14 protein-coding genes and 1 pseudogene are annotated in these 16,358 nt (G+C 71.8%); 6 read left to right on the top strand and 9 right to left on the bottom strand.

Translation table 11 applies throughout. From position 1 onward, the window contains the following. The first annotated feature begins 6 nt into the window (after positions 1–6). Positions 7–2,223: a 1,4-alpha-glucan branching protein GlgB gene (gene glgB / locus AB0C36_RS06160; RefSeq protein ID WP_435838990.1), complete on the top strand. Its 2,217-nt coding sequence runs from the start codon at positions 7–9 to the stop codon at positions 2,221–2,223. 127 nt (positions 2,224–2,350) lie between these two features. Then, positions 2,351–3,520 (top strand): alpha/beta hydrolase, encoded by a 1,170-nt coding sequence (locus AB0C36_RS06165; RefSeq protein WP_358349948.1) that lies wholly within the window; start codon positions 2,351–2,353, stop codon positions 3,518–3,520. Positions 3,521–3,658: 138 nt separating this feature from the next. Here AB0C36_RS06165 and AB0C36_RS06170 read toward each other — a convergent pair whose 3' ends face one another. Both AB0C36_RS06170 and AB0C36_RS06175 read right to left on the bottom strand, forming a co-directional pair. Continuing rightward, positions 3,659–5,323: an SDR family oxidoreductase gene (locus AB0C36_RS06170; RefSeq protein ID WP_358349951.1), complete on the bottom strand. Its 1,665-nt coding sequence runs from the start codon at positions 5,321–5,323 to the stop codon at positions 3,659–3,661. A 172-nt stretch (positions 5,324–5,495) separates the two neighbouring features. Next, positions 5,496–6,146, bottom strand: coding sequence for a DUF4383 domain-containing protein (locus AB0C36_RS06175; RefSeq protein ID WP_358349953.1), 651 nt, complete (start codon positions 6,144–6,146; stop codon positions 5,496–5,498). A 151-nt stretch (positions 6,147–6,297) separates the two neighbouring features. Here AB0C36_RS06175 and AB0C36_RS06180 point away from each other — a divergent pair, with 151 nt between their 5' ends. Continuing rightward, positions 6,298–7,308 (top strand): MerR family transcriptional regulator, encoded by a 1,011-nt coding sequence (locus AB0C36_RS06180; RefSeq protein WP_358349956.1) that lies wholly within the window; start codon positions 6,298–6,300, stop codon positions 7,306–7,308. Positions 7,309–7,407: 99 nt separating this feature from the next. Here the strand turns inward: AB0C36_RS06180 and AB0C36_RS06185 are convergent, their stop codons facing one another. From AB0C36_RS06185 to AB0C36_RS06195, 3 genes are all read right to left on the bottom strand, one after another. Then, positions 7,408–9,390, bottom strand: a complete 1,983-nt coding sequence (locus AB0C36_RS06185; RefSeq protein WP_358349958.1) for a DUF6114 domain-containing protein — start codon at positions 9,388–9,390, stop codon at positions 7,408–7,410. 108 nt (positions 9,391–9,498) lie between these two features. Continuing rightward, on the bottom strand, positions 9,499–10,125 hold the full coding sequence (locus AB0C36_RS06190; protein WP_358349962.1) for a DUF6230 family protein: 627 nt from the start codon (positions 10,123–10,125) through the stop codon (positions 9,499–9,501). A 784-nt stretch (positions 10,126–10,909) separates the two neighbouring features. Continuing rightward, entirely contained in the window at positions 10,910–11,896 is a 987-nt protein-coding gene (locus tag AB0C36_RS06195; RefSeq protein ID WP_358349965.1) for a tetratricopeptide repeat protein, read from the bottom strand. Between the two features lie 430 nt (positions 11,897–12,326). Between AB0C36_RS06195 and AB0C36_RS43195 the strand changes: the two are divergent. Next, positions 12,327–12,383 (top strand): annotated as a pseudogene (locus tag AB0C36_RS43195) (hypothetical protein); the annotation flags it as partial. Between the two features lie 3 nt (positions 12,384–12,386). Then, a complete protein-coding gene (locus AB0C36_RS06200; protein WP_435838991.1) occupies positions 12,387–12,854 on the top strand; it encodes a TetR-like C-terminal domain-containing protein in 468 nt (155 codons plus the stop codon). A 70-nt stretch (positions 12,855–12,924) separates the two neighbouring features. Here the strand turns inward: AB0C36_RS06200 and AB0C36_RS06205 are convergent, their stop codons facing one another. The 3 genes from AB0C36_RS06205 to AB0C36_RS06215 form a co-directional block, all read right to left on the bottom strand. Continuing rightward, complete coding sequence (locus tag AB0C36_RS06205; protein ID WP_358349968.1) at positions 12,925–13,242, bottom strand: DUF3817 domain-containing protein; 318 nt, start codon at positions 13,240–13,242, stop codon at positions 12,925–12,927. 54 nt (positions 13,243–13,296) lie between these two features. Then, the gene (locus AB0C36_RS06210; RefSeq protein WP_358349970.1) at positions 13,297–13,626 is read right to left on the bottom strand and encodes a DUF3817 domain-containing protein; all 330 of its coding nucleotides are present in this window, start codon (positions 13,624–13,626) and stop codon (positions 13,297–13,299) included. Positions 13,627–13,700: 74 nt separating this feature from the next. Further along, positions 13,701–14,327 (bottom strand): MarR family transcriptional regulator, encoded by a 627-nt coding sequence (locus AB0C36_RS06215; RefSeq protein WP_358349973.1) that lies wholly within the window; start codon positions 14,325–14,327, stop codon positions 13,701–13,703. Between the two features lie 141 nt (positions 14,328–14,468). Between AB0C36_RS06215 and AB0C36_RS06220 the strand changes: the two genes are divergently transcribed. After that, positions 14,469–15,023 carry a MarR family winged helix-turn-helix transcriptional regulator gene (locus AB0C36_RS06220; RefSeq protein WP_358349976.1) on the top strand — a complete coding sequence of 185 codons (555 nt, stop codon included), beginning with the start codon at positions 14,469–14,471 and terminating at the stop codon, positions 15,021–15,023. A gap of 259 nt (positions 15,024–15,282) precedes the next feature. On the opposite strand, the gene meaB is transcribed toward AB0C36_RS06220, so the two are convergent. Beyond that, positions 15,283–16,269, bottom strand: coding sequence for a methylmalonyl Co-A mutase-associated GTPase MeaB (gene meaB / locus AB0C36_RS06225; RefSeq protein ID WP_358349993.1), 987 nt, complete (start codon positions 16,267–16,269; stop codon positions 15,283–15,285). Positions 16,270–16,358 lie beyond the last annotated feature (89 nt).

The raw sequence follows: 16,358 nt of genomic DNA on the forward strand, positions 1-16,358 counted from the left end.
AACAACGTGACGCCCACTCACCTGGTGGACCCCGTGGAATCCGTCCTCACCGACGTCGTGCCCGCCGCGGTGCCGCCGCCGGTCGATCCGGCCGAGCTGCGGCGCGTGCTGGACGCCGCGCACCACGACCCGCACTCCGTCCTGGGCCCCCATCCGGGGGCGGGCGGGGTCGACGGCGTCGTGCTGCGGGTGCTGCGCCCGTGGGCCGAGCGCGTGGTCGTCGTCGCGGAGGAGCGGCGGTACGAACTGACGCACGAGGCCGACGGCCTGTTCTCCGGCGTGCTGCCGGGCGAGAAGGTGCCGGACTACCGGCTGGAGGTGACGTACGAGGGCACCGTGCTGGTGACCGACGACCCGTACCGCTTCCTGCCCACGCTCGGCGAGTTCGACCTGCATCTGATCAGCGAGGGCCGGCACGAGAAGCTGTGGACGGTGCTCGGCGCGCACGTGCAGGCGTACGAGACCCGGGGCGAGACGATCACCGGCACGTCCTTCGCGGTGTGGGCGCCCAACGCGCAGGGCGTGCGCCTGGTCGGTGACTTCAACTACTGGGACGGCACCGCGCACCCGATGCGGTCGCTCGGATCGTCGGGCGTGTGGGAGCTGTTCGTGCCCGACGTGGGCGACGGCGCGAAGTACAAGTACGAGATCATGGGCCGCGACGGGCATCTGCGGCAGAAGGCCGACCCGATGGCGTTCGCGACCGAGGTCCCGCCGCAGACGGCCTCGGTGGTGAACACCTCGTGGTACGCCTGGGGCGACGAGGAGTGGATGGCGGCCCGGGCCGGGCGCGAGCACCACGCGCTGCCGATGAGCGTGTACGAGGTGCACCTCGGGTCGTGGCGACCGGGCCTGTCGTACCGCGAGGTTGCCGAGCAACTCCCGGCCTACGTGAAGGACATGGGCTTCACACACGTGGAGTTCCTGCCGGTGGCGGAGCACCCGTTCGGCGGCTCGTGGGGCTACCAGGTCACCTCCTACTACGCCCCCACGTCCCGTTTCGGCTCCCCCGACGACTTCCGGCACCTGGTGGACGCGCTGCACCGGGCCGGGATCGGCGTCATCGTCGACTGGGTGCCCGCGCACTTCCCCAAGGACGACTGGGCCCTCGCGCGCTTCGACGGCACGCCGCTGTACGAGCACCCGGATCCGCGGCGCGGCGAACACCCGGACTGGGGAACGCTCGTCTTCGACTACGGCCGCCACGAGGTGCGCAACTTCCTCGTCGCGAACGCGGTGTTCTGGTGCGAGGAGTTCCACATCGACGGCCTGCGCGTCGACGCGGTCGCCTCGATGCTGTACCTCGACTACTCGCGCGAGGGCGGCGACTGGGCGCCCAACGCCGAGGGCGGGCGCGAGAACTGGGACGCCGTGGCCTTCCTCCAGGAGATGAACGCGACGGTGTACCGGCGGGCGCCGGGCATCGTCACGATCGCCGAGGAGTCCACCGCGTGGGACGGCGTGACGCGCGCGACGTCGCACGGCGGCCTGGGATTCGGCCTGAAATGGAACATGGGGTGGATGCACGACTCGCTGGAGTACATCCAGAAGGAGCCGATCCACCGCCAGTACCACCACAACGACATCACCTTCTCGCTGATGTACGCGTGGAGCGAGAACTACGTGCTGCCGATCAGCCACGACGAGGTCGTGCACGGCAAGAAGTCGCTGCTGCACAAGATGCCGGGCGACCGGTGGCAGCAGATGGCCAACACGCGGGCGTACCTGGGCTTCATGTGGTCCCATCCCGGCAAGCAACTGCTCTACATGGGAACCGAGTTCGCGCAGGACGCCGAGTGGTCGGAGGCGCACGGGCTGGACTGGTGGCTGCTCGACCACGCGGAACACCAGGGCGTGCAGCGCCTGGTCCGGGACCTCAACGGGATCTACCGCGACTCGCCGGCGCTGTGGGCGCGCGACACCACGCCGGACGGCTTCACGTGGATCGACGGCGGGAACGCGGCGGACAACGTGCTGTCCTTCATCCGGCACGGCGCGAACGGCGAACTCCTGGTCGCGGTCTGCAACTTCTCGCCGCTGGTACGGCAGGACTTCGGCGTGCGCCTGCCCTCGGCGGGCGTGTGGACCGAAGTGCTCAACACCGACGCCGACGTCTACGGCGGCGGCAACGTCCGCAACGAGGGCGAGATCCGGACCGACGAGTCCGGCTGGGCGAACCTCACGCTGCCGCCACTCGCCACCATTTGGTTGAACCCTCGGTAACAGCTGCCGCCTTTTCGGTTTTCCGTCGGTTTTCTCCAATACGCCAGTGCCCGGCCACCGCGACGGTGGCCGGGCACACGTCGTTCCGAGGCCGAGAAGTGCGGCCGTGAAGTTCCGAAGGGAATCCATGCGCACGCGATCAACCGTCCCGAGCCGCCGCGTACTTCCCCGCAGGCTGGCGACCGCCGCGGCGGCGGTCGCGCTGGCCGCCGCGGGGCTCGCATGGCCGTCCCCCGCGGCCGCGGCCCCGACGCCGCCGACCCTGCCCGCACCGGTCTCGCACGGCATCACGGCAGGCCAACTGGTACCGGTGGCCGGCTCCGCGCCGCTGTACGACGTCACGTTGACCACGGACGCGATCTACAAGCGCGTCGACCCGGCGCAGCCCACCGTCACGCCGCTGCGCCCGTCGATCAAGGTCCGCATCCTGCTGCCGACCAACTACCAGACGAACCCGGCTACTCCGTACAAGACGCTGTACCTGCTGCACGGCGGCAACGGCGACTTCGACGACTGGTCCACGCAGGGCGACATCGCCTCGATCACCGCGGCGGCGGGCTTCAACCAGATCGTGGTGATGCCGGAGGGCGGCAACGCGGGCTGGTACAGCAACTGGGTGACCGGGACCAACGGCAACATCGCGCCGCAGTGGGAGACCTTCCACATGCAGCAGCTGGTGCCGTGGATCGACGCGAACTTCAACACGACCGGGACCAAGGCCGGGCGGTACATCGCGGGCCTGTCCATGGGCGGCTACGGGGCGCTGCGGTACGCGGGCCGCTACAACAACCTGTTCTCCGCGGCGGCGGGCTTCTCCCCCGGCACCAACATCGAGATGCCGTGGGCGCAGTCGCTCATCCACGGCTCGGTGGTGCAGGTGCCGCTCGCGCCCACCGCGCCGGGTGCGTTCATCGGCCCGTACAGCGCGAGTACGCCGAACCTGGCCCAGTACCAGTACCCGCTGGGCTGGCTGTGGGGCCCGCACCAGGTGTTCGGCCCGACCGAGCAATGGGACGCGCAGAACCCGGTGAAGCTGGCGACGGCCGAGAAGTACAACCCGTACACCAAGCTGGCCCTGTACTCCGGAACCGACCAGGGTGACGGCGCGATCCACGGCTCTGTCGTGGACATGCACAACAACCTCAAGGCCAAGGGCGTGTACCCGCGCGTGTGCACCGGATCCGGCGACCACACCTGGCCGTTCTGGAAGAACGACCTCGCCGACTTCCTGCGGTACGTGCAGGGCCAGACACCCGCCACCTGCACGACGAACCCGGGCTGGACCCTCAAGCCCTGAGCCGGTCCGACCCACCCGTACAAAACCGGCGCCGCCACCCGGCGGGCCCGGACCGAGGGATGCGGTCCGGGCCCGCCGCCGTGACTTGTGGTCCGTGCCCGTCCCGGCGTCGACCGCAAACACGTGATCGTGGGGTGGTCAGGCGGTTCGTGAGCCGCTCTGCGCCGGCTGGGGCGCCGACTTCTGGCAGGCCGCGGTGATGTTGCGGGCCATGCCGCCGAATACCGCGGCGTGGAACGGGGCGACGCTCCACCAATAGAGGTGACCGCTCAGGCCGTGCGGGTGGAACAGGGCGCGCTGGTGGTAGCGCGTCGAGCCGTCCTCGCCGGTGTCGACGGCGAGTTCGAGCCAGGCCAGGCCGGGCAGCCGCATCTCGGCGCGCAGGCGCAGGAGTTCGCCGGGCTGGATCTCCTCGACGCGCCAGAAGTCGAGCGAGTCCCCGACCCGGAGGTGCGCGGCGTCGCGGCGGCCGCGGCGCAGGCCGACGCCGCCCACGAGGCGGTCCAGCCAGCCGCGTACCGCCCAGGCGAGCGGGAAGGAGTACCAGCCGTTCTCGCCGCCGATGCCTTCGATCACGCGCCACAGTTCGGCGGGTGACGCGTCGACGTCGCGTTCGCGCACGTCGGTGTAGAGGCTGCCGCCCGCCCAGTCCGGGTCGGTGGGCAGGGGGTCGCTGGGTGCGCCGGGGACGCCGGCCGACGACCAGCGGGTGGCCACGTCGGCCTCCCGTACGCGGCGCAGCGCCAGTTCGAGGGAGTCGAGGAAGCCGATCGGGCCGCCGGGGAGGTCGGGCACGTAGCGTTCGATGTCCGTTTCCCGGCAGACCACTTCGTGACGGAGCGACTCGGTGAGCGGGCGGGCCAGCGCGCCGGGGACGGGCGTCACGAGGCCGACCCAGTGGCTGGAAAGCCTCGGAGTCAGCACGGGGACGGACAGGATCAGCCGGTCGGGCAGGCCGGCGACCTTCGCGTAGCCGTGCATCATCTGGCGGTACGTCAGGACGTCCGGGCCGCCGATGTCGAACGTGCGGTTCACGTCCTCGGGCAGCCCCGCGGCGCCGACCAGGCAGCGCAACACGTCGCGTACCGCGACCGGTTGGATCCGGGTGTCGACCCAGCGCGGCGTCACCATGACCGGCAGCCGCTCGGTGAGGTAGCGCAGCATCTCGAAGGACGCCGACCCGGAGCCGATCACCACGGCGGCGCGCAGCACCGCGGTCGGCACGCCGGACGCGAGCAGAATGCGGCCGACCTCGGTGCGCGAGCGCAGGTGGGGCGAGAGTTCGCGTTCAGGGACGCCTTCCGGGGTCAGGCCGCCGAGGTAGACGATGCGGCGTACGCCCGCGGCCTTGGCCTCGCGCGCGAACAGCCGGGCCGCCTCGCGATCGGCCCTCTCGAAGTCCCGGCCGCCGCCGAGGCCGTGCACGAGGTAGTAGGCGACGTCGACCCCGTCGAAGGCTCCGGACAGCGACGCCGCGTCGGTCACGTCCCCCTTGCGGATGTCGACGCGGCTGGCCCAGGGATGGTCGCGGAGCTTGTCGGGGGTGCGGGCGAGGCAGCGTACGGCGTAGCCGGTGGCGAGCAGTTCGGGGACCAGCCGTCCGCCGATGTACCCGGTGGCGCCGGTGACCAGGCAGACGGGCGCGGCGCCCGAGAGGGACGGGGCCGTGCGGGACGGCTCCGTACCTGGCTGCGCCGCGCCGGATCGTGCCGTACGGCCTTCCGAGGTTTGGGCCGTGCGGGACGCGCGCTCGGATCCGGGTTTCTCCGCGGTCGGCGCCGGGGCGGTGTCGGGGTCGTGCATGGCGTACTCCGGCGGGTTCCCGCGGTTCCGGCCGCCGACCGGTCCCAAATCGAGGGGCCGGGGCGCGGGCGCGGACGCGGACTGGGGCGTGGTCGCGGGCGGGGTCGGGGGACGACGGGCGGCAGGGTCGGCCGGGCGCGGGGCCGCCTGTCGGTGCAGCGTGGGTGCGACGTCATCCAGCGCCCGTGTCCGGTTCCCTCAGGGTGCCACGCCGGGCGCGCTCGGCGGGGGACGCGGACCATTCGGCGGTTCCCGGTGTCCGGGGCGCTCCCGTGCCGTGCGGAGGCTCGTGCGTCGTGGCGGCGAGTCGGGCGCGGGCCGCCACCCGCGCCCGCTCGCGGGCTTCCTCCTCTCGTGCGGCGACGTCGGGATGCCGGGCACGCCAGTAGGGATTGTCGTGGGGCAGGCCCCCGCTGACTCGGCCGTACAGCCCAAAGGTGAGCACCATCAGGCCGACCAGGAAGCTGAAGATCACATTGGGCATGCGGAACGCCAAAATGTTGGCGTCCTTGCCGAGCAGGGCAAGGTTGACGAAGCCGCTGAGCACGAAGAGCGTGCCGACCACGATGTTCACGGTCGAGGCGGCGTTGCCGCCGACGACCGCCCCGGCGACGAGCACCAGGCCCACCACCACGGAGATCGTGCTGAGCGCGCCGTTGGTGCCCAGGCCCGCGATCTTGTCGCCGTTCGTGTCGAAGAACGACAACTGGTCGGCGAAACCGAGGGCGCCGAAGACGAGCAGCACCAAGCCGGTGAAGCCCGCACCGAACCGGTACACCTGACCGAGCCGATGGTCAACGGGCATTTCCTCGGAAAGCTTCATGGGACCCTCCTGCACAAGGCATGGTGTCCGGAACGGCATCCCCTGCATCTCAGGGTCCTCCGAGCTACGGTGGATGCAAGTTGCATCGATCGTGCATCGGTTCCGCGGCCGTCCCCGCCCCCCGGCGCACCGCATCCGATTGGCGTAGGACATGTCCGAACTCCCCCGCGACGGGGCTCCGGCCGACGCGTCCGACCCCGAGGGCGACGCCTCGGACCCGGCCTCGTTCACCGCGGGCGCCGTCGCGCGCCGCCTCGGCGTCGCCGTCACGACACTGCGGAGCTGGGACCGCCGGTACGGCGTGGGCGCGAGCCGTGTCAGCTCCGGCGGCCACCGCCGCTACACCCCGGCGGACCTGGCCCGGCTGGAACGCATGTGCGCGCTGGTCGCCGAGGGCATGCCGCTCGCCGACGCGGCACGGATCGCCGCCCGTACGACGGCCTCGGCGCCGCGCGGCGACACCAGCGACACCAGTGACACCGGCGACACACCGCGGCGCGGCGGCGGCGAGACCCTGCCGGTCCGAGGCGCGGGCCGGGCCGGGCAGGGCCTCGCGCGTGCCGCGATGCGACTGGACGCGGACACCGTACGGGCGCTGCTGGAACGGAACTTCGCGACGAAGGGCATCGTCGACGGCTGGGAGGAGCTGGCTCGGCCGGTGCTCTTCGGCATGGGGCGCAAATGGGAGCGAGGCACGGACGCCGTCGCGGTGGACAAGTACGTGGAGGTCGAACACCTGCTGTCCCAGTGCGTGTCGGCCGCGCTGCACCGCGTACGCGCGCCTTCCGCGGCCGATCCGCGCCCGACGCCGCACGGCCGCGGGGCGCTGCTGGCGTGCGCGGAGTCCGAGCTGCACACGCTGCCGTTGGAGGCGTTGTCCGCGGCGCTGGCCGAACGGAGCGTCCCCGTACGCATGTTCGGCGCCGCCCTCCCCGACGCCGCCCTCCTGCGCGCGGTCCGCCGCACCACCCCCGCCGCGGTCGTCCTGTGGTCGCAGACCCCCGAGACAGCCGCCCCGCACACCCTCGCCGCGCTCCGCCGGGCCCCCGGCGTCACGGTCTACGCCGCCGGCCCCGGCTGGGCCAATTCCCCGCGTCCGCCGGGGATTTCCGTCCTGCAGTCGCTCCCCGAGGCGGTCACCCTGCTGACCCGCACCTGCTGAGTATGCCGCCACGGGAACGGCGAATCGGCGGCCCCGTGTGCGGGGCCGCCGATCCTTGGGGGGTGGCGGGTCTTGGGAGCGGGTCTTGGGGTCGTCGGGTCAGGACGCTTTCTCGGAGCGCATGGTGAGGTCGGGGATCACCAACGTCGCACCCGTCTGGCCGGCTTGCCGGACGGTGACGTCGGTGAAAAACGCGACCGGCACGTTGAGCGGGGGCGGACTGGTCGGCGTGAACTCGATGGGGATCAGGCCGAACAGGTTGCCCTTGAGGCTCTCCGTGTAGAAGGTCACCGTGCCGTCCTTCATGTACGACTTGACGTTGTCGACCGAGAACACGTGGATGCGGTTGCCCTTGCCGTCCACCGGCGACGTCATGTCGAGGTTCCAGATGTCGACGCCGCCGCTGACCTCGAACTTGAGGACCGGCTTGGTCTTCCCGGAGCCCGTCCGGACGTCGACGACGCCCTTGTAGTCCATGCCGGCCATGGCGAGGAGGCTGGTCTTGAGGATCCACGGCTCGTCGGGGAGCACCGGCTCCCCCGGAGCCGCGGGGGCCGCGTCGAGCGGGACCTGCTCGGGGCAGGGGTACGGCGCCTTGCTGCCGGTGGGCGCGGGGGCCGTCGTGGCAGTAGGTGTGGGCGTGGCAGTGGCCGGTGCCGTTGCCGTTGCCGTCGACGGCTTCGCACTGGTGGTCGGAGCCGTCTTGGACTCGGTCGTCGCGGGCGCCGCCTTGGGTGTCGCGGGCGCGCTCGCGGGGGCCGTGGCCGCCGTCGGCGGGACCTGCGCCACGGGCGGCGAGGCCGGGGCGCTCGGCGGCGGTGCGGGATCGGCCGCGGCCGCCGGGGGCGCCGCCACGGGTGGCGGCGTGGACGCTCCCGGGGGTCGGAGGAACGGCGGTACGAGTTGCCGCAACGGGTCGAGCAGCGGGTCCAGGAGCGGGCCCAGCAGACCACCCGGCTGCTGCGTCGTCGCGGCCGGAGCGGGGGTGTTCGGCGCCGGAGGCGCCACGGGTGCCGCGGGCGGTACGGCACCCGCGGTGGTCGGCGCCGCCGCGGGCGCCTTGGCGGCGGTCCCGGGTGCGGGCGAAACGGCCGCCGGGGGCGTCGACTTGGCGGTCGGCGAGGGAGTGGCCGGCGAGCCGGTGGGCGGCGCCGCCTTCGCGGTGGGCGTACCCGACGTCGGCGAAGGCGCGCCCGTCGCCGAAGCCGAAGCCGATGCCGATGCCGTGGCTGTAGCCGTGGCCGTGCTCGGGGCGGACGGGCTCGCGCTCACGCACGGTCCGTCCGCGAACGGGTTGGGCGGCAGCGGCTCGCTCGGCCCGGCCATGGGGAGGAGCGCCGCGACGAGCGCCACGGCCGGAAACCCGGCGATGGCACCGAACTTCGCGACGCCGCCCAAAGTCCGGGCGGAGGCGTCCAGTGCGTCGGGAGAGTGGGGGTCGGGAGAGTGGGCGTCAGGAGTGCTGCCGGGCCGGCTGGTCGCCGACCCGGCCGACGGTTCCCCCAGGCCTGCACCACCTGGTGCCGCCGCATCGTCAGGCGCGGCGAACGCGCCGGGGTCCTCCCGCGGTTCCTCGGCTTCCGACGGACCGGCGCCGGTGGCCCCGTCGGCGTCTTCCGCCGGGACCTCGCCCTCGTCCTCGTCGTACGACCACGCCAGCGCCAGCGAGCCGCCGATCGTGACCGAGAGCAGACCCATGAAGAATCCGCCGAGGTTCGAGGTGACGAACGATATGAACCCGCAGACCAGCGCGGTCACACCCGCGTAGATCCGGAACTGCGGCTGGAACCACACCATCAGGCCCATCAGGATGAGCACGCAGCCGATGACCGCCGCCGCGGCCCCCGCCATCGTGCTCATCGCCACGCTCACGTCGCCGACCTGCAGCGTGGCGTACGGGAAGTAGAGGATCGGCAGAGCACCGAGCAGGATGAAGAACCCGGCCCAGAAGGGGCGCCCGCGGCGCCATTCGGCGATGCGCCGCCGCTCCTGCTTGAACGGGCCCCGCAGCCGCTTCTCGCGGCCCGATTGCGGCCGCTCCGCCTCGGACTTCCCGGGCTCGTGTGGCTTGCTAGTACTCACGAAGGGCTCCAGAGGGGACGCCTGGTACGAACAGTCGTCGCGGGGACGACGGAGGGCACGCGGTGGGCCCGGCCCGCATGGACCGGACCCGCCGCGGCCTGAACTCGACTAGAAGCACTCTTTGTTGTCGAAGTTGACGCCGATGTCGAGGTCGGGCAGCCGGAACGTCGCCGCGCTCACCGCGTAGACGGTCTGGCGGGCGTTCACCACCGTGACCTTGTCGACCTGCTGGGCGAACCCGCCCGACGGACGCGGGCCCATGTCCGGGCCGCGCAGGGATCCGTCGGCGTTCTTCGTCTGCGCCGCGTCGACACCGATGTCCACGCCCTCGAAGGTGGCGTTGCCGGTCATCTGCGCCAGGTCGGCGATCATGTCGTCCGCGCTCGCGCTGCCGGACTTGATGACCATCACCACGGCGTCCTTGCCGCCGATCGAGAACGGCAGCGGCACGCGGACAGACTGGCAGAGCTTGTCGAACGTCGCGCTCTTGAAGCCGGACAGAATGATCGGCTTGGAGTTCGGCCCGACCTTCTGTGTGAGCCCGCCGTACTGGACGACGTCCTCGGCGACCATCTTGTCCGCGCTGACCTTGAACGCGGTGCCCGAGATCGCGAACGACATCGGGACCGCGCCGTTCGCGGCGGCGGCGGTGAGGCCGGAGATGATCACCACGCCGGGGACAAGTGCCACACCGAAACGCTTCCAACGCGTGCGGCCGGCCTTGGACTTGGCCATGGTCCTCCTCAGGGACAGGTTCCGCGCATGCGCTGCCGGGGGTGGCGTGTCTGGGCGCATGCCGGACGCAAAGGACGACAACTGAGGGCCCGCGAGGGGCCCGGCGGTCGCACCTGTCCGGGAGGACGGGCACGGACCTGGATGGGGATTTGAGGCCCACCGCGTTGGCCGCGTGACCCCCGGCCGGCTGTCGGGGCGCGCGCAAATGGACCGAGCGGGCCGATCGTCGCCGACTGTGGGCTGCGGCACAAGAGTCTTGTTACCGACAAGTAGCGGCATGGCGCGGCTTCTCGCCACGCATTACCTTGACAGGTGTTACCTGGAGTAATACCGAGGGGAAATGGCCGGGGTATATTGCCCGATTTGCTGCGGTTCTCGGCGAGGTCCGGCACACCCACGGCAACCGCTCGCGACGTCAGTCAAAGCTTTGTAAAGAACCAGGTGGACGGGCTCGGAACCGGAGGAAAACAAAAGCCCCGCCGCCCTCCGGAATCCACGCGGAGGGCGGCGGGACCTTGCCTCGGTCGACGCGACCGGGTGACGACAAACCGCCCCTCGGGCCGGGCGGCGAAGCGCTGTGTCGGCGGATCAGGCGCGTGTACCGGGGTCGGGCCAGGAGCCTGACTCGGCACCGCACTTGAGTGATCGTCAGAACAGGGACTTCGGAACGGGCCTCGGAACGGGCCTCGGAACCGACTTCGGGGCGGATGTCCGAACGCGCGTCGAAACGCGCGTCGGAGCGCACGTCAGCGCGGGCCCGCCCGGACCGGCGTCGGACGGGGCGTCAGAACAGCACGCTGGTGAGCGCCGCGCGGGCCTTCACCACGCGCGGGTCGTCGAGCCCGATGACGTCGAACAGGCCGAGCAGGTGCACCCGCGCCTTGTTGCGGTCGTCCCCCGCGGTCCGGCGTACCGTCTCGACCAGGCGCCCGAATGCGTCCTCGACGTTGCCGCCGGACAGGTCCACGTCGGCCGCCAGCGTCTGCGCGTCGACGTCGGTCGGGCGCTCCGCGGCGTTGCGGCGCACCTCGTCGACGTCCACGTCCTTGGTACGCAGGATCAGCTCCACCTGCGCCAGCGCGAGCTTCGCCTCGGTGTGCGCCGGGTAGTCCGAGATCACGTTGCGGTACGCCTGCGCCGCACCCGCGAAGTCCCCCGCGTCCAGCGCCGACTCCGCCGCGGCCAGCAGCGGGTCGCCCGCGGGCTCGGCGTCCTCGTCCGCCTCGCCCTGCGGTGCCGCGGCACCCGGCGCGCCGGGCAGGCCGGTGAGGCCGAACCGCTGCTCGCCGACCGCGACGAGCTGGTCGAGGATCTGCCGGAGCTGCTCCTCCTGCGGAGCGGCCCGGTCGAACATCGGGGCGAGCTGCCCCGCGATGACCGCGACGGCCGCCGGCAGGCCCTGCACCTGGGCCTGCACGACCAGCTCCTGGGCGAGCTGCGGAGTCGCGTCGATGTCCAGGCGGGCGAGCACGAAGCGGCCCGCGAACTCCGCGGCGAGCCGGTCGAAGACCTCGCCGAGCTCGACACTGTGCGGCGAACGCTGCGAGGAGAACTCCAGCACCACCGGAGCCTGCTGGGACAGCGCGAGAACCGAGTCGAAGTTCTCCTCGGTGAGATCGACGACGAATCCCCCTGCGGCGTCGGCCGCGCCGTCCGCGCCGGCCTGCGGCGCGCTCGCCGCCCGGGCCGCCCGCTGCGCGGCGGCCTCGGACGCCGCCTTGACCGCGCCGAGGTCGACGACCCCGCGCATCGACATGTTTCGTGGCTGCATGCGCCTATCTTCCCCCGAGCGACACCCGCGCGGTGCACGGGTCGGCCCCGTCCACCCCGCGGATGTACCGTCCTGGGCCGCTCGGGCACCGCCCCGCGGGCGTGCGGGGCCGTACGAGAAGGGGCGCGGGACCTTCGTACCGACGTCGGGCGCTCGAATCCCCATCCAGGCACCGTTATTCGCTACGACCCGTAGCGTAACGGGAAAACGCCGGGCGACCGCAAGAGGGTTCCCTGTGAAATCAAGCCCCTTGGCCGTGTGAGTTGAGTCACCGCCAGGTTGCCGGACGGGACATTAGGGTCGTGCCGAACCCATCCGCCTCGATCCTGCCGAGGTCCCGCTGAGCGAGAACGAAAACGCCGCGGCGTCCCGCAAGGGCCGCCCCCGGAGTTCGACGGCGGACGACGCGATCCTCGGCGCGACCCGGGCCCTGCTCGCGGAACGCGGCTGGGCCACCCTCACGGTCGGGGACGTCGCGGTACGCGCGGGCGTGGCCAAGACCACGCTCTACCGCCGCTGGGCGTCCAAGAACGAACTGGTGACCGCCGCCGTCGCCGACATGCTCGGCACCCTGGAGCTGCCCGAGGACGGCGACCTGCGGTCCGATCTCGACTCCGTGGTCCGGCAGTTCGCCCAACTGCTGGCGCGTCCCGAGATGTCGAGCGCGCTCATGGGGCTGATCGCCGACTCGACCCGGGACCCGGAACTGCGCCGCCGGGTGCGCGAGGCCATCGTCGAACCGCAGAAGCGGCTCGTCGTCGAGGGCCGCGCGCGGGCGCGGGCCCGCGGCGAGGTCGGCGTGGCCGACGCGATCGACGTGGACCTGGTCTTCGACGTGATCGCCGGCACGGTCGTGCACCACATGCTGGTCAGCGCGGAACCCGCGGCCGAGGAATGGGTCGGCCGCTTCGTCGCGTTCGTGACCGCGGGCCTGGTCGGCTGCGCGCCCGGGGGTTGAGAATCCCTCCCCCGGCCGGGGGGTCGAGCACCCCTCCCCCGGTCGTGCCGCGCAGCCGAATCCGGGTCGTTCAGGCGGCCGACGGGGCCACGGGGGCGGTGAAGATACGGTCCTTCATCTTCGCCTCGAAGACGAACGGGCCGAACGGCAGCACCGAGGCGAGGAAGGCCAGCCCGGTGGTCTTGCCGTCCCAGCCGAACTTGGTGCGCATGTCGAGCATGAGCAGGACGTACGCCACGAACAGCAGGCCGTGGATGATGCCGAGCGGCATGACGAGGTTGATGTCCGAGACGCGGCTGAGCACGGACCCGAGCAGCAGCAGCGCCAGGAACGACACGCCTTCGCAGCGGGAGACCAGCAGGAACCGGGATACGGGGTTGGACAGCATCAGTTCACTTTCCGGAACGACAAAACCAGCGGGGCGGGGGGCAAGGAGCGCGGGTCAGGCGGCCTGGAGCGGCTCGCCGATCCGCCCGCTCTCCTGGACGGCCCGGGCGACCTTGCGTTCCGCGACGAACGACGCGAACGGCAGCGTGCCGGCCAGCATGACCAGCAGGATCCGCTCGATCCGCCACTTCATCTTCCAGCCGAGGTCGAAGGCCGTGACGAGGTAGATCATGTAGAGCACGCCGTGGGCCTGGCTGACGTAGAAGGTGATGTCCTCACCCTTGTCGAAGCCGTACTTGAACACCATGCACAGGCACAGCAGCAGCAGCCAGCACCCGGTGATGTACGCCATCACGCGGAAACGGGTCAGGACAGCAGGCTTCACGGCGACACACCCTCATTCGCTTCGCCGCCCGGCACAGGGGCGGCATCCGCAGCATTCACTAGCGCGCAAGCAGACTACGTCGCGCCCTGGGCGGTCTCCGAATCGGCCCCCCGCCCGACGACCTCGCGGACGCTCTCGTCGGGGTCCGCGGTGATGCCGTCCGGCGAATCCGGCACGACGTCGGCGGCCGGTTCCGACTCCTTGAAGTCACCGGCGTCGACGCGCAGCGGGAGCAGCATGCGGAAGATGTCCGCGCAGGCGTCGGCGTCGTAGACGCCGAGGCCGAAGTCCCGGGCGACCAGGTCCGCGGTGGCGCGTTCGACGACGTCGCGGCCTTTGTCGGTGATGGTGGCGAGCGTCCCGCGGCCGTCGCGCGGGTTCGGGCGGCGGGCGACCAGTTCCGCCTTCTCCAGGCGGTCGATGGTGTTCGTCACACTTGTCGGGTGCACCATCAGTCGCTCGCCGATCTTGGAGAGCGGGAGCGCGCCGCTGCGGCTGAAGGTGAGCAGCACCAGGGCCTCGTAGCGGGCGAAGGTCAGGCCGTACGGCTTGAGCACCGTGTCGGCCTCGGCGAGGAGGATCTGCTGGGCCCGCATGATCGAGGTGATCGCGGCCATCGGCGGACACGCGCCCCAGCGTTCCTCCCACGACTGGGCGGCGCGGGCGATGGGATCGAAGGGGAGGTTCAGCGGCTTGGGCACTGCGGCAGCGTAGCCTCCGCGGCTACCCGCAAGTACGGTGCGACCACGTGCTGAACACCCGCGGGGTTCGGCGGCCGTCGGTGGTATGACACGCAAAGGATATTTATTGAATGTTCAACAGAACGCGGTACCATGGTCGACATGACCACTGAGGAGCCTCGCTGGCTGAGCGATGAGGAACAGCAGATGTGGCGGGCCTCCCTGGGCGTGCTCAATCTGCTCCCCGTCTTCCTGGAGCGCGACCTCCAGCAGAAGCACGGGCTGACCCTGCACGACTACGAGATTCTCGTGCGCCTGTCCGAGGCGCCCGAGCGCCGCATAAGGATGACGGAGCTCGCGGGCCTGAGCCATCAGTCCAAGAGCCGCCTCTCGCACCAGATGACCCGCATGGAGAACGCGGGGCTGGTCGTACGCGAGAGCTGCGACTCGGACCGGCGCGGGCAGTGGGCGGTGCTCACCGAGGCGGGCTGGGACCGGCTCGTCAAGGCGGCCCCGGACCACGTCGAGAGCGTGCGGCGGCATTACGTCGACCTGCTCACCGACGAGCAGAAGCGAGTGCTCGGGGCGGCGTTCGAGACGGTGATGCTGCACCTGCACGCGGACGGCGGCACGGCCGCCTGCCCGTCGCTGTCGGGCATCAGCGCGTCGGCGAAGAAGACAACGGGGGCGTCGGCGGCAGCAGCGAAGGACGCGTGACGAGCGCCGAGGACGCCGTGAGCCCGCAGGCCGTACGTGCGGTGCCGCCAGAGGAGCCCTTGGGGCCCTGAAGAGCCCTGAGGCGCCAGAGGAGGCGCTGTAGGCCCTCCTCGGCGTTCTGCGGCTGGTGGGCCCCGCCGTGAGCCCCGCCGCGCCCGAGTCGGCGACTGGAACCCGGCGGCACTCGGCAGCCGGGTCGAGGGGGCTGGGGGCATCGGCGCGGGAGGGTTCCAGCAGCCGGCTTGCGCTGTACGGCAGTTCAGGGCGCGGTGTCGGCTCCCGGGTCGCGCAGCAGGCCCGCGATGAGTTCGTCGGCTGCCGCGTACGGGTCCAGCGATCCGTCGGCCACCCGCCCCGCCAGCGCGTCCGCCCGCCGGCCGCCCGTGGGGCCCGCCATGCGGTCGCGCAGCGCGGCGAGGGCGATGGCCTCGACCTCGGCCCGCACCCGGCGCTGCCGCCGGACGTCCAGCGTGCCGTTGGCCGCCATCCACGCCCGGTGCTTTTCCAGCGCCTCGACGACTTCGTCCAGGCCCTCGCCGCGCGACGCGACGGTCTTGAGGATCGGCGGACGCCACGAGTCGGGATCGCGCGAAGGCCCCAGCGAGAGCATGTGGTTCAGCTCGCGAGCGGTGGTCTGCGCGCCGTCGCGGTCGGCCTTGTTGACCACGTAGACGTCGCCGATCTCCAGGATCCCCGCCTTCGCCGCCTGGATCCCGTCGCCCATCCCGGGGGCGAGCAGGACCACCGTGGTGTCGGCGGCCGACGCCACCTCGACCTCCGATTGCCCCACGCCCACGGTCTCGACGATGACGACGTCGCACCCGGCCGCGTCGAGCACGCGCAGCGCCTGCGGCGTCGCCCAGGCGAGGCCGCCGAGATGGCCCCGGGAGGCCATCGAGCGGATGAAGACGTCGGGGTCGGTCGCGTGGTCCTGCATGCGGATCCGGTCACCGAGCAGCGCACCGCCGGAGAACGGCGACGACGGGTCCACCGCGAGCACGCCGACGCGCTTGCCGAGCACGCGGTACGCCGACACGAGCGCCGACGTCGAGGTGGACTTGCCGACGCCGGGCGGGCCGGTGAGGCCCACGACGTACGCCTGCCCGGTGTGCGGCGCCAGCGCCGCCATCACCTCGCGCAGCAGCGGGGACGCGTCCTCGACGAGCGAGATGAGCCGCGCCACCGCCCGGGGTTGCCCCGCGAGGGCCTGCGCGACAAGCTCCGCGACGTCCGTACGCCGGGCCACCGAGACTCCTTCGGCCGAGATCGAGCGGATCGGTCCGCCTTCCCGACCGACCCAGTACCCGCGTTCGCGGGCGGCCACCGCACGGAAGT

The sequence above is a fragment of the Streptodolium elevatio genome (assembly GCF_040649515.1).
Lineage (GTDB): Bacteria > Actinomycetota > Actinomycetes > Streptomycetales > Streptomycetaceae > Yinghuangia > Yinghuangia elevatio.

Bases quoted from the DNA above. Each gene is read 5' to 3' on its own strand.
- AB0C36_RS06165 (WP_358349948.1), top strand. From the start codon at position 2,351: ATGCGCACGCGATCAACCGTCCCGAGCCGCCGCGTACTTCCCCGCAGG.
- AB0C36_RS06170 (WP_358349951.1), bottom strand. From the start codon at position 5,323: ATGCACGACCCCGACACCGCCCCGGCGCCGACCGCGGAGAAACCCGGA.
- AB0C36_RS06175 (WP_358349953.1), bottom strand. From the start codon at position 6,146: ATGAAGCTTTCCGAGGAAATGCCCGTTGACCATCGGCTCGGTCAGGTG.
- AB0C36_RS06180 (WP_358349956.1), top strand. From the start codon at position 6,298: ATGTCCGAACTCCCCCGCGACGGGGCTCCGGCCGACGCGTCCGACCCC.
- AB0C36_RS06190 (WP_358349962.1), bottom strand. From the start codon at position 10,125: ATGGCCAAGTCCAAGGCCGGCCGCACGCGTTGGAAGCGTTTCGGTGTG.
- AB0C36_RS06195 (WP_358349965.1), bottom strand. From the start codon at position 11,896: ATGCAGCCACGAAACATGTCGATGCGCGGGGTCGTCGACCTCGGCGCG.
- AB0C36_RS06205 (WP_358349968.1), bottom strand. From the start codon at position 13,242: ATGCTGTCCAACCCCGTATCCCGGTTCCTGCTGGTCTCCCGCTGCGAA.
- AB0C36_RS06220 (WP_358349976.1), top strand. From the start codon at position 14,469: ATGACCACTGAGGAGCCTCGCTGGCTGAGCGATGAGGAACAGCAGATG.